Raw genomic sequence first — 13429 nt, 5'->3', positions numbered from 1 at the left:
AGAAAAAATAACCCATTCCCAAATTTATGAACTTAACTACCACATATTTAGGTTTAGAATTAAAATCCCCTTTAGTTCCTTCTGCTTCTCCACTTTCCGAAGACATTGATAATATTAAATTAATGGAAGATGCAGGTGCAAGTGCAGTAGTTATGCACTCACTATTTGAAGAACAATTAACTTTAGAAAAATACGAACTTCATCATCATTTAACTTATGGTACAGAAAGTTTTGCTGAGGCTTTAACCTATTTTCCTGAATCTATTAATTTCCGAATTGGACCAGAAGAATATTTAGAACATATTCGCAAGGCTAAGGAAAAAGTAGATATTCCTATTATTGCTAGTTTGAATGGTTCGTCTTTGGGAGGTTGGACTAAATATGGTAAACTCATGGAAGAAGCAGGAGCATCAGCACTAGAATTAAATATTTATTATGTTCCCACTAATCCAGATTTAAGTAGTCATGATATCGAGCAAAATTATCTTGATATTCTTAAATCTGTGAAAAGTGCAGTCACTATTCCTGTAGCTGTAAAACTCAGTCCTTATTTTACCAATACTGCGAATATTGCTAAACGTTTAGATCATGCTGGGACTGATGGTTTAGTATTATTTAATCGGTTTTATCAACCAGATATTAATTTAGAACATTTAGAAGTTGAACCTCATGTACTTTTAAGCACTGCTCAAGCTATGCGTTTACCCCTGCGCTGGATAGCCATTCTCTATGGTCAGATTCATAGCAGTTTGGCTGCAACTAGCGGTATTCACAATGCCCATGATGTGGTTAAAATGTTAATGGTAGGCGCTAATGTAACTATGTTGTGTTCTGTATTATTGCGGGAGGGAATTAACCATATTCAGTGTTTAGAAAAAGACCTGCAGGAATGGATGAAAACCCATGAATATGAATCTGTAACGCAAATGCAAGGTAGCATGAGCCAGTTAAATTGTCCTAATCCTAGTGCTTTTGAACGCGCTCAATATATGAAGGCTTTGCAAACCTATAATCCAGATTCGGGTAGAGTTTATACAAAAAGTTAGGTAAGTAGGTAACAACTGACAAACAATGAAAAAACGTATCGGTATTCTTACCAGTGGTGGTGACTGTCCTGGTTTAAATTGTGTAATTCGCGCAGTTGTCAGTCATGCTACACGGACTTATGACTGGGAAGTTGTGGGTATTCCTTATGCTACTCAGGGTTTGCTAGAACGAAAAACTGTACCTTTAAGTATACACGGTTGGGATTTACGCGGAATTGACCCGTTACTAAGTATGGGAGGAACGATTTTAGGTAGTATTAGTAAAGGAGATACTTTAGCCCATGCTAATAAAATATTAGCCGGTTATCAAGCGATCGCCATCGATGCTTTAATAGCTATTAGTGGAAATGGTAGTTTAAATATTATTCATCAATTAGCCGTTTTAGGTCATTGGAATTTAATTGCTATTCCCAAAACTATTGATCATGATGTCGCTTTCACAGAACGCTCAATTGGTTTTGATACGGCACTAAATACAATTGTTGATGCCATTAATCGTCTCATATTTACTGCTGCTAGTCATGACCGAGTGATGATTATCGAAGTTATGGGACGCAGTACCGGACATTTAGCTCTATACTCAGGAATTGCTGGAGGCGCTGATGTAATTTTAATCCCTGAAGTCCCCTATACTATTCGCGGAATATGTCATCATCTTACCGAATTACGCGATCGCTGGCAAAAAAAATTTGCTATCATTGTTGTTGCTGAAGGTATATCTACTTGTTTGGAAGATGCTAATAATCCTTCTATTTCTACCAATACTAAATATGGTCAAGGTCAATATATTGCGGAGAAAATTGCTAATTGTAGTCATCACCTAATTGATACTAGAGTTTCTGTATTAGGACATATTCAACGTGGTGGTATACCCTCAGCTTTAGACCGTCTCACGGCTAGTATGTTTGGTAAAGTAGCAGTTGATTTAATTGCCCAAAATAAATATGACCAAATGTTAGCCTGGCAAAATGGCAAAGTGGTCACTTTCCCCATTCAAGATGTTATCGCTAAAAATCCCTCTCTTGTTAATCCTCAAGGTGATTTAGTCCAAACCGCTCGGTCATTAGGAATATATATTGGTGAATAAGCTAATTGATAATTGGTTAGAATCAGTAGAGGTAAAGGTGCGATTCATTGTTAAGATTATTTATTTGACTACAGAAAAAGCTTATACAGTGTTTTCCGCTGAAAATGAGGTACAAAGTTGAACCATGAAACTCTTGTGGTGCCGGCATCTTGCCAGCTAGATATCTACCTCATAACACCGGGAAGTGCTGTATCTCAAATTCAAATTGATATTAATTGTTTTCGCAGCTAAAACAAGACTAAGGAATCATTTGTATTTATTAATTCACTCTTTTCACAGCTAATGCAAGGTTTACCTGTCCAGAATTATACAAGTAAGAAACAAAGCTCACCTTTGGGCAAATTAATTGTTTTAACCGGTCCGAGTGGAGTCGGGAAAGGTACTTTAATGAATGAAATTCTCCAGCGCTATCCAGAATTACATTATTCAGTATCCGCAACGACTCGTTCTCCTCGTCCGGGAGAAATAAATGGTAAGAACTATTACTTTATCAGCCGTAACCAATTTGAGGAGTTGGTTACTCAAGGTGAATTTTTAGAGTGGGCAGAATTTGCTGGTAACTGTTATGGTACGCTTCGTGAAGCTGTGCTTAATCATGTTCAGTCGGGCAAGTTGGTAGTGCTAGAAATTGAGTTAGAAGGAGCAAGGCAAATTCGTCATAACTTCCCTAATTCTCTCAGTATTTTTATTTTACCACCTTCATTTCCCGAATTAGAAGGGCGGATACGTAGACGAGGACAAGATTCAGAAGAAGCTATAACTCGTCGTTTACAGCGTGCTCAAGAAGAAATGGCTGCTGCTAATGAATTTGATTTACAAATCATCAATGACGATTTTGAGAAGGCTTTAAATGAAATAGAGCAAGCTATTTTTGCGTGATTACCTAGTAATTGATGATGGATAAAATTATCACCTATGTGGTTTCTGTTGCCGATTCCCTAACTTGGTAATAGATAATAGACCAAATTAGTCAATATTACCCATTACCAAGAATAAAATTAACCCAATAAACCTTGGATTAATCCAGAATTACTGGTCAAGAAGAAAGCAACCACTGCACCACCGATACCACCAATCAAGAAAGCGCTGGCAAAATTATTCCAGCTTTCCTTAGAGTTAAAGGCATCAACAGGAGGATTGGGTGCAGCAATACTAGCAAGAGCCTTATCAGGATTGCTGTTGGCGTATAAGGATAGGCAAGCTGTTAAAATTACAACCAAGCCAATACTGCCTAATAAACCGGCTAAGGTAGCATTGGGGGCATTACGTAACGGACCTAATTTATGGAAAGGTCCAAATAGTAAATAACCATGAGCCATACCAACTTCCAGACCGCGTCTAAAAGGATTTAAACCGGGTCGGTAAGCTGGTAAATTGCTAATAAACCACTTCACCAAAGGAGCGGAATTGATGGGGGTTTCTAGATCGCCGTTTTGTGGGTCACGTGCTGCTGTGGCCATAATTTTTCGATTCCTTGGATCACTAGGTAAGTTTTTGATGAGCTTACTGGTTGAGCCATGTTGTTTGCTCGGTTAGAAAAGTATGAAACCCATAAAGGATGGACAACATGACGAGTTTCATACATTTATGAGGATTGCCAATTTTAGTGATATCACTTAGTCGTGTTTAAACACTCAACTAGACAATCTACAAACAAAAGCCAAGTAAATTAGCTTTTCTGACCTGGATTTTCAACCTATAGGGGGTGAAAAAGTAAGTCAGGGAAGAAGCGATTAAATTCAATCAAAATCCCGGCTGTGATTGTCAACCAGATGGTAGCTGCAACGGGGGCAGTAGAGATGAATGTAATCAAGTAGTTAGTTTCGTTACCTTTTTCAGCCATGAATTTATTCTCCAGAATGAGTGAGTGAAAACAAATGAATTAACGTGGCGAAACGGTAATTTCTGAATCCTTCGCTGTTAACTCCCCAGAGAGCAATTCTTTGATTGCTGCTGCTGGCCAAGCAAAACCGGAGGTGATGATAGGTAGAGCAATTCCCAAATCAATTTGGATTTCTTTTTGCTCCGCATCTTTTTCTTTTTTGATTGCTTGTAGATAAGCACGGCCTACCCAGCCAATCCAACCAGCAATGTAAAGAAAGAGAATACTAGGGATCAAAAAATCACCAGCATGATCAAGACGGCCATCTACAATCAGGTGAGGATAACCTTCAGGACCACAGAGCGCTTGAGAATAACGTTCAAACCGCTTTTTACCTGATTCGGGGTCAGAAGTGGTGTTGCGGGCATTTTGTGCTAGCTCTTGAAAGGCGGGGGAGTCTTTACAGGGGACAAGATTTGCACCTAGTGCTTTAGCTTCAGGAGCAAAATTGAACCAAAGAGTAACCGCTAAAAGCAAAGCAAACAATCGTCTCATGGAGTTGTTTCCTTTTATTACAAAACGAGAAGTTTCATGTACAAAACGAAGCGGCTTGTACAGTCTTTATTTTAGATAACTAGGAAGTTATCATACTCTTACCTGGGAACTGAGTAAAGTTGAAGTCAATAAAAATTAAAGCTTCTCAATAAAAAGATAGGAAGGGGGTCAGTTGTTGGTGGTCGGTGGTCAGTTGTTGGTGGTCAGTTGTCGGAGGTTAGTTGTCAGTTGTCATTACCTTTTTGCCTGTTCCCTGTTCCCTGTTCCCTGTTCCCTGTTCCCTATTCCCTATTAATCTCCTATGACAACCGTTTTAGCCATTGAAACCAGTTGTGATGAAACTGCTGTTGCAATTATTAAGAATCGTGAAGTTTGTAGCAGTATTGTTGCTTCACAAATTTCCGTTCATCAACAATATGGTGGGGTAGTGCCAGAAGTAGCCTCACGTCAGCATTTAGAAACGCTGAATTATGAAATAGAACAAGCGATGGCCTCTAGTCATCTAAATTGGAGTCAAATTGATGGCGTGGCTGCAACTTGCGCTCCTGGGTTGGTAGGGGCGTTGCTGGTGGGATTAACAGCCGCCAAAACTCTAGCAATTGTCCATAATTTGCCTTTTTTAGGGGTACATCACCTAGAAGGTCATATTTACGCAACTTACTTGACAGAGCCAACTTTAAATCCTCCCTTTCTTAGCTTACTTGTTTCCGGCGGTCATACAAGCTTGATTTACGTTAAAGATTATGGTATATACGAAACCCTGGGAGAAACCCGTGATGATGCGGCGGGTGAGGCTTTTGATAAGGTGGCGCGGTTGTTAAAACTAGGTTATCCCGGTGGTCCAATAATTGACAAATTAGCGCAAACTGGTAATCCCCACGCCTTTGCGTTGCCAGAAGGAAAAATTTCTTTACCTGGTGGGGGCTATCATCTTTATGATTGTAGTTTTAGCGGATTAAAAACGGCAGTATTACGTTTAGTGCAGCAATTCGAGAAAGAGGGTAAAGAAGTACCAATAGCTGATATTGTAGCTAGTTTCCAAGATACTATAGCGCGATCGCTGACAAAAAGAGCGATCACCTGCGCTCGTAATTATGGACTAGATACCATTACGGTGGGTGGTGGTGTAGCTGCCAATAGTGGACTGAGAAAGCATTTACAAGCAGCAGCAAGCAAACATAACTTCCGGGTTCTTTTCCCCCCCTTGAAATTTTGCACTGACAACGCCGCCATGATTGGCTGTGCAGCCGCCGAACACCTATCACTGGGGAGAACTTCACCTCTCACATTAGGAGTGCATTCCCGGCTCTCACTGAACCAGGTTATGCAGTTATACGAAAATTAGTTCAGGAGTATGGCTAACGCCACGCTTCGCTATCAGGAGGAAGAAAGAAGAAAGAAAGTTACCACTGACAACTGACAACTGACAACTGACCACTAACCACCAACTATTGAGCAAATATGTTTAGCTACGGCTTCTGGTTGCTCTAACATAGCCAGATGCCCGCAATCAGAAATTTCAATCACATTATCACCAACATATTGGAAAAGCCAATGAAAGCTGGCTAAATGGCGAATATATTTGGGTTCCATTACCTTATCATCAGCACCTGCTAAAAAGTACACTGGCTGCTTTAATTTGGATACTAATTGGGGTAAACAGTTAATTTCTTCTTCCGTAGTCGAATCTAAAAGAGTTCCTAAAGCAGCTTCAGGGTCAGCGACAATAAAATCAATCAGTCGTTGACGGGACCAAAATCGCTCTAAAGGATGCAATACACTAGCTTTAGTAAACAATAAATCAATTAAAGGCATTTGTGAAAGCCAACGAGGACGAACTTGTAAAAATTTCTGACCTACAGCCCGGAATTGCTCAAATGCTTCTTTGAGATAAATTCCCCCACCTGCATTAATACAAATTACACCCTGAGCATAATTAGGTAATTGAGCCGCAGTCCATAACGCAATAGTCCCTCCTAAAGAATGACCTATTAACCAAGCACTAGAAATATTCAGGTGTTGGAGAAGAACGGCTAAATCCTGAGCATAAGCAGAGGGAGAATATAGAGAATCTAAAGACGAACTAAGCATAATAGAGCCTGTCGCAGTCAATTCTATATCCGTATGTTCTGATGTTACCTGGGACTGTGATTCACCAAAGCCACGTAAATCATAAGATAAACATTGAAAATCTAGTGATAGACGAGAAATCACGGGTTGCCAATACACACAACTATTAAGCCAACCGTGGATAAATACTAAAGTATGGGGGCATGATGTAGGAGCAGTTAGCTCATATCTATGTGGAACACCTAAGATTTCTATTGTTGCCATAATTAAATATCGTACCCTTACGGGTGGGTGCGACTCAATACAACTAAATAATTTCAAGTTGCTGGTAATTTGGTAATTACCTCTTAACCTATTCTCTCTTTTTTTTAACTATAAACTTGAGTAAGTTTTATGGAGTAGTGGCAAAATAAAATGCTAAAGTTGAGAGTGATTGGGAAGAAACACCTGATAACTAGCCATAAGTATTGCAAATCGCTAAAACACCTACAATGTTTCTAGTGAACTGGCCAGCAATGATCATGGTGATGTTAAATGTGAATCAACACTTTTAAAAAGTGGAAACCAATTTTAGTCATACTACCCGAACTGCATTGGCATGGGTTTTTGGAAAACTTGGTTTAGCTCTTCTGAATCTTTAGCGACAAATAAAAACACTGCTGTTAATGATTATACGGCAGGAGTTGAAGATGATTCTAATGTAAGTAAGGATCAAATCGTTTTCAGTACAGAAAGAGATATTGATCTTTATGAACTCGAAGAACTCTGTGATGCAGTTGGCTGGTCACGTCGCCCCCTTAGAAAAGTAAAAAAAGCTATTGAGCATAGTTTTCTCGTGGCCTCTATGTGGCAAGTGCGAGGAAACAAGAGGCGTTTGATTGGTTTTGCCCGTGCAACCTCAGACCATGCCTTTAATGCTACTATTTGGGATGTAGTAGTTCATCCTGATTTTCAAAGTAGAGGGCTAGGTAGGGCATTAATGAAATATGTCCTCAAAAAACTTAGGAGTGAAGAAATTAGTAATGTCACTCTTTTTGCTGACCCTCATGTTGTAGATTTCTACAAGACTATGGGCTTTATGTCAGATCCTGAAGGTATAAAAGGAATGTTTTGGTATCCTCAGTAATTAAGGTGTCCGAGACTGGGAATTAGGGAATTACGAATATTTCCCTAAATCTTATTTTTCTAAATGATTGGGTTTACATTTATTATTTTTTGTGTTATGATTGTCGAGATGAACCAAACAAACATAATTTGATTTATGTCTAGGTTGGTTTCTATGACTTTACGGGATGTAGCGCAGCTTGGTAGCGCGCCTGCTTTGGGAGCAGGATGCCGCAGGTTCGAATCCTGTCATCCCGATTGATACGTAAAGGAAAGAGATTTTCTTTTTCAGCTATTATAGGAGGTTAGGTAAAAATCAAGTCTTGTAGATGCTGATTTTGACATATTCCTTTTCTGTCACTTTCTGAGTATAATGAATAAGAGAATCAGAAAATAAAACTCTATAAGGTAGACGGAATAATGGATGTATAATCACAAATTCTAAACCATTTGGCAAGATATGACCAGCCAACAGTGAGAATAATTTGCGCTTAATCGTTTAACTACTCTTACTATTTTAGTTAATTTATCCGTTGTTTCAAGGCCAGTTTCTAAACCAGGGTACTTCCGACAGAACAAAGTTTAGAGCAGCGAATCGTGGGCTTGAGTTGTAAACTTGTAAATAGTATCATCTCATTCTATGGAGCTAAGCGGATTCGAACCGCTGACCCCCTCAATGCCATTGAGGTGCGCTACCAACTGCGCTATAACCCCGAAATCCCAATACAGTAAGCTTTTTAGCTTATTGGTTAGTTTCTCTTAGTGCCTTCACTCCTAATATTATGCAAGTTTATGTCAATTCAGTCAAGGTATTTATGTTAAGAAATATTAAGTAGTGAATTAACCTTGATAATTCTCACTATAGAGTAAGTATTTTTGTTGACAAACCCTACTGAAAAATATAAAGCTAGTATTATTAAAAAACTAGAAAATTAATTTTTTTTCCCAGTTAAGAGTTCCCTTCTCTCAACTTTTTGGTTTAGGATAACAAGTACCGAAGAGCCATATTTAAAAAATCAAGCTAACTACTAGAATACAATAGTCAGCTTTATAAAAGTAATCCCAAACTTGCATTTAATAATCTAGAGATTGATAAAACATTCTGACTCCTGAATTCTGATTTTAATCATATAACCAGGTATTTTTGGAAAAATCCTCACTATCTTGACTGGGCTTTTCTTGCAGTCTTTCTATTGACCTATGTGATTTTTTGTATTGAATAGATTTGGAAATTTGACTAGATTGTGGACTAGGTTGTTGATAAGGTTGTTTTAAAAACTTGATTTCTTCTAGCAACTGAAAGTTAGAATCTGCTAGTTGTAATGCTGTTTGTTTTGTTTCATGAAGTTCTTGAGTTAAGCGTTCTGCTAATGCTTCTTTTTCAGAAACAGCTATTTGTAAATCACTAATTTGTTTTGTGAGATTAGATTCTTTTTGTTTTAATGTATCCACAGTTTTTTGCAATTCTTTTATAATTGCTTCTACTTCGGACTGATTTTTAATTGCGGGAGTTGGAGCTTCAGAGGTTTGTACTTTCGGTTCTAATACAGCTTCAGCAATAATTTCAATTATGGGTTCATCTGGAAAAGGTGTAAATTTTGTGCTTTCTTCCTGTATTAAGTTAGAGAGATTTTTTTTAGTCATTACATGATTAACTCCAATTACACTGTCATTATTCAAGTATAAGTCTTGAGGTGACAACAAAAGTCAAATGTAAACTTCTTCAAAGAATGGGATATTTTATTATTCCAATTTACAGGGAATTTATTGGAGATAATAGCTAAAATTAGAATATTTCCTTATGTATTCTTTTCTAATTTTGACTACTATATCTTGTCCTCGTTGCCATCAAATTATTAATAGTCAAGCAATTACTTGTCCTCAGTGTCAACTATTGCTCAAAGCTTACGGACATCCTGGTATTCCTTTGTACCGCGCTCAAGAAAATCTGGAGTAATTTCCACAGTTGATGGAATTTGTTCCTCAAACACCTCTAAATCAAACCAAAAAGTAGTACCGATACCCACCTCACTAACCAAATTAACTTGACTATGATGTCTATCAATAATATTTCTGACAATTGATAAACCCAAACCTGTTCCTTCTAAAGTATGAACTCTGTTTTCCACGCGAAAAAATCGGTCAAAAATTGCCCGTTGATCTTCTGGGGCTATACCAATTCCTGTATCACTAATTTCAATTCTAACCTTGCCAGAATGATGAGAATTAGAATTAGCATCTAGTTGATAGGCACGAATAACTACCTTGCCACCGACTAAAGTAAATTTGAGAGAATTACCAATTAAATTCCCGAAAACTTGCAATAACAAATCATAATTTCCCAGAACTAAAGGTAAATTAGGAGTTATTTCCTGACATAGTTCAATACCTTTATCCTTAGCATTAAGCTGATAAGTGCGTAATGTTTGTTCTAGTGCTTGTGATAAATCTATCTTGTCAAAAGTGTAATTACGCCCAGATTCAAGTTTTGATAAATCTAAAACATCATTAACTAAACGGGTGAGTCTATCAGTTTCATTATTAACTGTTTGTAGAAATTCCTTGCGTTCATCAATACCTAAATCTTCGCCATAATCATGTAAGGTTTCAATATAGGTTTTGATATTAAATAAAGGTGTGCGTAATTCGTGGGAAATATTGCTAATAAATTGGCTTTTTGCTTCATTTAGTTCTACCTCACGGGTAATATCTTGAACAGTGATAGCGATACCTTTAATACTTTCCCGTTGTAAGTTGAGAACAGTTGTTAAAAGAATGCGAATTGCTCGTTGAGTGGGTTGTTTGAGGAGAATACGAAATTCGGCACTTTCACATTCACCTATAGCCATGGCATACAAAGTCCGGGATATTTCCATTTGTACACTGTGGGGTAAATGATTGAGTATATTACTACCTACAACTTCTGTACCTTCCCAACCAAAAATACGCCTGGCGGTGGGATTAACTAATATTACTTGCATATTATCATCAATCAAGACAGCACCATCAGCAATGGTAGAAACTAAGGTTTCTAATTTAGCTTTTTCGGCGGTCAATTCTTCAATATTTTGTTCTTCATAACGTTCTAGCCGTTCTGCCATTTCATTGAATCTGAAAATTAGTTCTCCTAATTCACCGCCTAGTGGTATGTCTATACGTTGTTTAAAATTTCCAGCCGCAATTTGTTTAACACCTACCAATAATTCTTTAATAGGTTTGGTAATAGTTAAAGCATTAATTACTCCTGCTAAAATTACCATCACCCAAATTGTGATGAAAACGGCAATAGTAACATCACGGGTAAAATTAGTCGATATGACTGTAGTTTTATTAGGATTAATACCAACTGCTAATACACCTAAATATTTATTATCTACTATTAAAGGCACAAAAACATCAGTAATTACGCCATCAGGCGTGTTATGCTGCCTAACCATTGGCTGATCTTCATTACTACGATTATCTTCTGATAATTGGATATGACGCTTAATGGCGAGGGAGTTTTCCACCTCTGGCTCCCAAAAAGGAATACTAAAAAAGATTTTCCCAGTTTTATCGGCGTATAACATATAACGCACGCTAGAAGTAGCACTGTAAAAACGTTGGGAAAATTCCGCAACTTGAGTGAGATTGTTATCAGCAATTAGAGGGGCTAAATTAGCCGCCAGCAACAATCCTAAATCACGACCAAAGCGGGTATCATTGAGACGGGCATCCTGCTGGATTGTGTTCACAGCCCAGAAAGTCAAGCCACTCATCACCAAGGAAACCGTGAGGGTGGCCACAGCTAGAAGTTTGGTCTGAAGGGTGAACTTTGACCACCAATTGGCAACGGTTGTTGAGAGGGAAGCTATCGCTTTTGACCAACCAGAGGTAAATTCGTTTCGGAAATTTCTGAAAATAGCCAGCATCTTAAAATACAGGTGTTAGTAAGTAGTTGGACAAAATTACATTCAATCGGGTTATCAGGAGCAGGGAACAGAAAGACAATGGATATAATTAATTTTGTCCGATCACCCCTTCTTTTCTAATTTAACTATGTTTTTTGGAATAATCGTCAAAACTTTGAAAAGGAGGTTATGAAATGTAATCATGATAATGTAAAATAGGTAATAATATCAAATCCAAAGTCAAGAATATGCTTATTTTCCCCGATTTAACTAACATTCTCACTCAGTAAATTCTTCTCAAAATACCTATAAACTCATTAATTTTTGTTATTCTATCTATGACTTATCCTGCAGTATCACCTAAATTACCAATTCCAGCAATCGGTGCGAAAATTTTTCACTATTGCGATTTTATCAGTTTATTGATCATGCTTACCAGTGGATTGCAAATTTATAATGCTAATCCTGTTTTTGGTGGCCGTGGTGGCTTACGTATTTTTCCGCTGTTTACCTTAGGTGGTTGGTTGGCTGGAGGTAGAAATTGGCATTTTGCCGCTATGTGGCTATTTTCTATCAATGTTTTCTGCTATGGAATTTATATTGTTGTTACCCGCCGCTGGAAAAATAGATTTGTTGGTGCAAATGACATTCAATCCACAAGTGTTGAATCCTGCAATAAAACTTTACAATCTTTGCGTTTTACCCAGGTAAAATCCATTGTCTATTGAGAATAGAGTCATTAATTGATCAAATTTGGTATCACCAATACCAATGCACAACTTGGACACAATCCTCAAAATCTTAACATTCAACACTTCTGCATTCAATCATTACAAAAAAGTTAGAATCACCAACGCTTAAATTATGCTTGGCATCGAATTATTTATACAGCAATTATTCCTATTTTATTACTGGCAATATTTGTTTATTTTCATTGGCATTTAGAGCAGAAAGTTGGCGGAAATGCCCTAACGCAGCTAAAGATATTGACCGATGGTTTACGGATATTTTTATCCCTTAACAGTCAGAAACGGTAAGTTTTACTCTTATTGTCTGTCGAGCGGAAAAACCTCTTAGAAGTCATTCTAAGACCGCAATGAAGCAGAAAATAAACACCAAAATTATCGCTATCCAAATGTGTCTAGACTTTGGTAATTTTGGGTAAGTTTTATAGAACGGTTATCGAACACTTCCAGCCTGACAATCCTGTAACCATAGTTTAACACCTTGAGCGATCGCACCATGACTACTATTTCTGGGTGGTGCGATAGGAGGTTTAACTGGATACTCAGAAGTTTGAGAAAACATCATCACCACAGTCCAACCGATGTTAGTTTTTGTCAAAAATAGCCTGTGAAATTCTTGTAATTCTACAGGTTTCTTATTAATATATTTTCTTTCTAAGGTAGTAAAGAAAATCTGTTTTACCCCCGCCGCTTTATAGTTGTTCCCATAATCAATACCAGGATTTAATGGTAAAGATTCAAACTCTGGTTTACCCGCTACTAAAATATAGGAAAAAGTCTCAAAATTTCGACTCAGACGACGGGAACGCTGAATAACCCGGTTGGTATAACCAGGTATATCTAACATTAATTTAGCTGTTAAAGTTTCTAAACTTTGCTCAGAACAGGAATTACTAATTTCAAGATTTACGGGTTTGGGAACAATACTTTTCGCAATTAGAGAATAATAAAATCCGGGAGAAAAGAACAAGCAGAAATTACAGACTATCAAAGATAAGCACCAAAAAGGAGGAGTGAAATGTAATTTATTCTTTCTGCTGATTTTTTCCTTTTGAACTCGTAAACTACAGTAAGGGTTTAGCATGGCTCATTTTTGTGATCATATAAAT

The 13429-nt window shown here is 37.6% G+C and carries 13 protein-coding genes, 2 tRNA genes and 2 pseudogenes; 9 read left to right on the top strand and 8 right to left on the bottom strand.

Going from position 1 to position 13429, the window contains the following annotated elements; translation table 11 throughout:
* The first annotated feature begins 26 nt into the window (after positions 1 to 26).
* From H6G44_RS13815 to gmk, 4 genes are all read left to right on the top strand, one after another.
* Positions 27 to 1046, top strand: a complete 1020-nt coding sequence (locus H6G44_RS13815) for a dihydroorotate dehydrogenase-like protein (protein WP_190387099.1) — start codon at positions 27 to 29, stop codon at positions 1044 to 1046.
* A gap of 25 nt (positions 1047 to 1071) precedes the next feature.
* Positions 1072 to 2133 carry an ATP-dependent 6-phosphofructokinase gene (locus H6G44_RS13810; protein ID WP_190387100.1) on the top strand — a complete coding sequence of 354 codons (1062 nt, stop codon included), beginning with the start codon at positions 1072 to 1074 and terminating at the stop codon, positions 2131 to 2133.
* A complete protein-coding gene (locus tag H6G44_RS20535) occupies positions 2126 to 2254 on the top strand; it encodes a hypothetical protein (RefSeq protein ID WP_276513861.1) in 129 nt (42 codons plus the stop codon). Before H6G44_RS13810 ends, H6G44_RS20535 begins: the two co-directional genes overlap by 8 nt.
* A gap of 161 nt (positions 2255 to 2415) precedes the next feature.
* Positions 2416 to 3012, top strand: a complete 597-nt coding sequence (gene gmk / locus H6G44_RS13805) for a guanylate kinase (protein WP_190387101.1) — start codon at positions 2416 to 2418, stop codon at positions 3010 to 3012.
* A 119-nt stretch (positions 3013 to 3131) separates the two neighbouring features.
* Here the strand turns inward: gmk and H6G44_RS13800 are convergent, their stop codons facing one another.
* From H6G44_RS13800 to H6G44_RS13790, 3 genes are all read right to left on the bottom strand, one after another.
* Entirely contained in the window at positions 3132 to 3593 is a 462-nt protein-coding gene (locus tag H6G44_RS13800) for a photosystem I reaction center subunit XI (protein WP_190387102.1), read from the bottom strand.
* 236 nt (positions 3594 to 3829) lie between these two features.
* Positions 3830 to 3976: a photosystem I reaction center subunit IX gene (gene psaJ, locus H6G44_RS13795; protein ID WP_015079100.1), complete on the bottom strand. Its 147-nt coding sequence runs from the start codon at positions 3974 to 3976 to the stop codon at positions 3830 to 3832.
* Positions 3977 to 4015: 39 nt separating this feature from the next.
* Positions 4016 to 4510 (bottom strand): Photosystem I reaction center subunit III, encoded by a 495-nt coding sequence (locus H6G44_RS13790; RefSeq protein ID WP_190387103.1) that lies wholly within the window; start codon positions 4508 to 4510, stop codon positions 4016 to 4018.
* A gap of 301 nt (positions 4511 to 4811) precedes the next feature.
* On the opposite strand from H6G44_RS13790, the gene tsaD reads away from it, so the two are divergent.
* Positions 4812 to 5855, top strand: coding sequence for a tRNA (adenosine(37)-N6)-threonylcarbamoyltransferase complex transferase subunit TsaD (tsaD, locus tag H6G44_RS13785; protein WP_190387104.1), 1044 nt, complete (start codon positions 4812 to 4814; stop codon positions 5853 to 5855).
* Positions 5856 to 5947: 92 nt separating this feature from the next.
* Here the strand turns inward: tsaD and H6G44_RS13780 are convergent, their stop codons facing one another.
* Positions 5948 to 6844, bottom strand: coding sequence for an alpha/beta fold hydrolase (locus tag H6G44_RS13780; RefSeq protein WP_190484397.1), 897 nt, complete (start codon positions 6842 to 6844; stop codon positions 5948 to 5950).
* 334 nt (positions 6845 to 7178) lie between these two features.
* Between H6G44_RS13780 and H6G44_RS13775 the strand changes: the two genes are divergently transcribed.
* The gene (locus H6G44_RS13775) at positions 7179 to 7706 is read left to right on the top strand and encodes a GNAT family N-acetyltransferase (protein WP_190387105.1); all 528 of its coding nucleotides are present in this window, start codon (positions 7179 to 7181) and stop codon (positions 7704 to 7706) included.
* A 162-nt stretch (positions 7707 to 7868) separates the two neighbouring features.
* Positions 7869 to 7942 (top strand) — tRNA-Pro (locus tag H6G44_RS13770).
* Positions 7943 to 8325: 383 nt separating this feature from the next.
* On the opposite strand, the gene H6G44_RS13765 is transcribed toward H6G44_RS13770, so the two are convergent.
* A tRNA-Ala gene (locus H6G44_RS13765) sits at positions 8326 to 8398 on the bottom strand.
* A gap of 408 nt (positions 8399 to 8806) precedes the next feature.
* Positions 8807 to 9328 carry a hypothetical protein gene (locus H6G44_RS13760; RefSeq protein ID WP_190387106.1) on the bottom strand — a complete coding sequence of 174 codons (522 nt, stop codon included), beginning with the start codon at positions 9326 to 9328 and terminating at the stop codon, positions 8807 to 8809.
* 175 nt (positions 9329 to 9503) lie between these two features.
* Here H6G44_RS13760 and H6G44_RS20760 point away from each other — a divergent pair.
* Positions 9504 to 9623: pseudogene (locus H6G44_RS20760) on the top strand (zinc ribbon domain-containing protein); the annotation flags it as partial.
* Here the strand turns inward: H6G44_RS20760 and nblS are convergent.
* Positions 9583 to 11595 carry a two-component system sensor histidine kinase NblS gene (nblS, locus tag H6G44_RS13755; protein ID WP_190387107.1) on the bottom strand — a complete coding sequence of 671 codons (2013 nt, stop codon included), beginning with the start codon at positions 11593 to 11595 and terminating at the stop codon, positions 9583 to 9585. The pseudogene H6G44_RS20760 and the gene nblS overlap by 41 nt on opposite strands.
* A 317-nt stretch (positions 11596 to 11912) precedes the next feature.
* On the opposite strand from nblS, the pseudogene H6G44_RS13750 reads away from it, so the two are divergent.
* Positions 11913 to 12230 (top strand): annotated as a pseudogene (locus tag H6G44_RS13750) (cytochrome b/b6 domain-containing protein); the annotation flags it as partial.
* Between the two features lie 523 nt (positions 12231 to 12753).
* Here the strand turns inward: H6G44_RS13750 and H6G44_RS13745 are convergent.
* Positions 12754 to 13404 (bottom strand): hypothetical protein, encoded by a 651-nt coding sequence (locus H6G44_RS13745; protein WP_190387108.1) that lies wholly within the window; start codon positions 13402 to 13404, stop codon positions 12754 to 12756.
* Positions 13405 to 13429: the final 25 nt, after the last annotated feature.

This window comes from Aphanizomenon flos-aquae FACHB-1287 (assembly GCF_014698755.1).
Taxonomy (GTDB): domain Bacteria; phylum Cyanobacteriota; class Cyanobacteriia; order Cyanobacteriales; family Nostocaceae; genus Dolichospermum; species Dolichospermum flosaquae.
The sequence above is the reverse complement of the archived record's forward strand: the minus strand, read 5'-3'. Positions and strand labels throughout refer to the sequence as shown.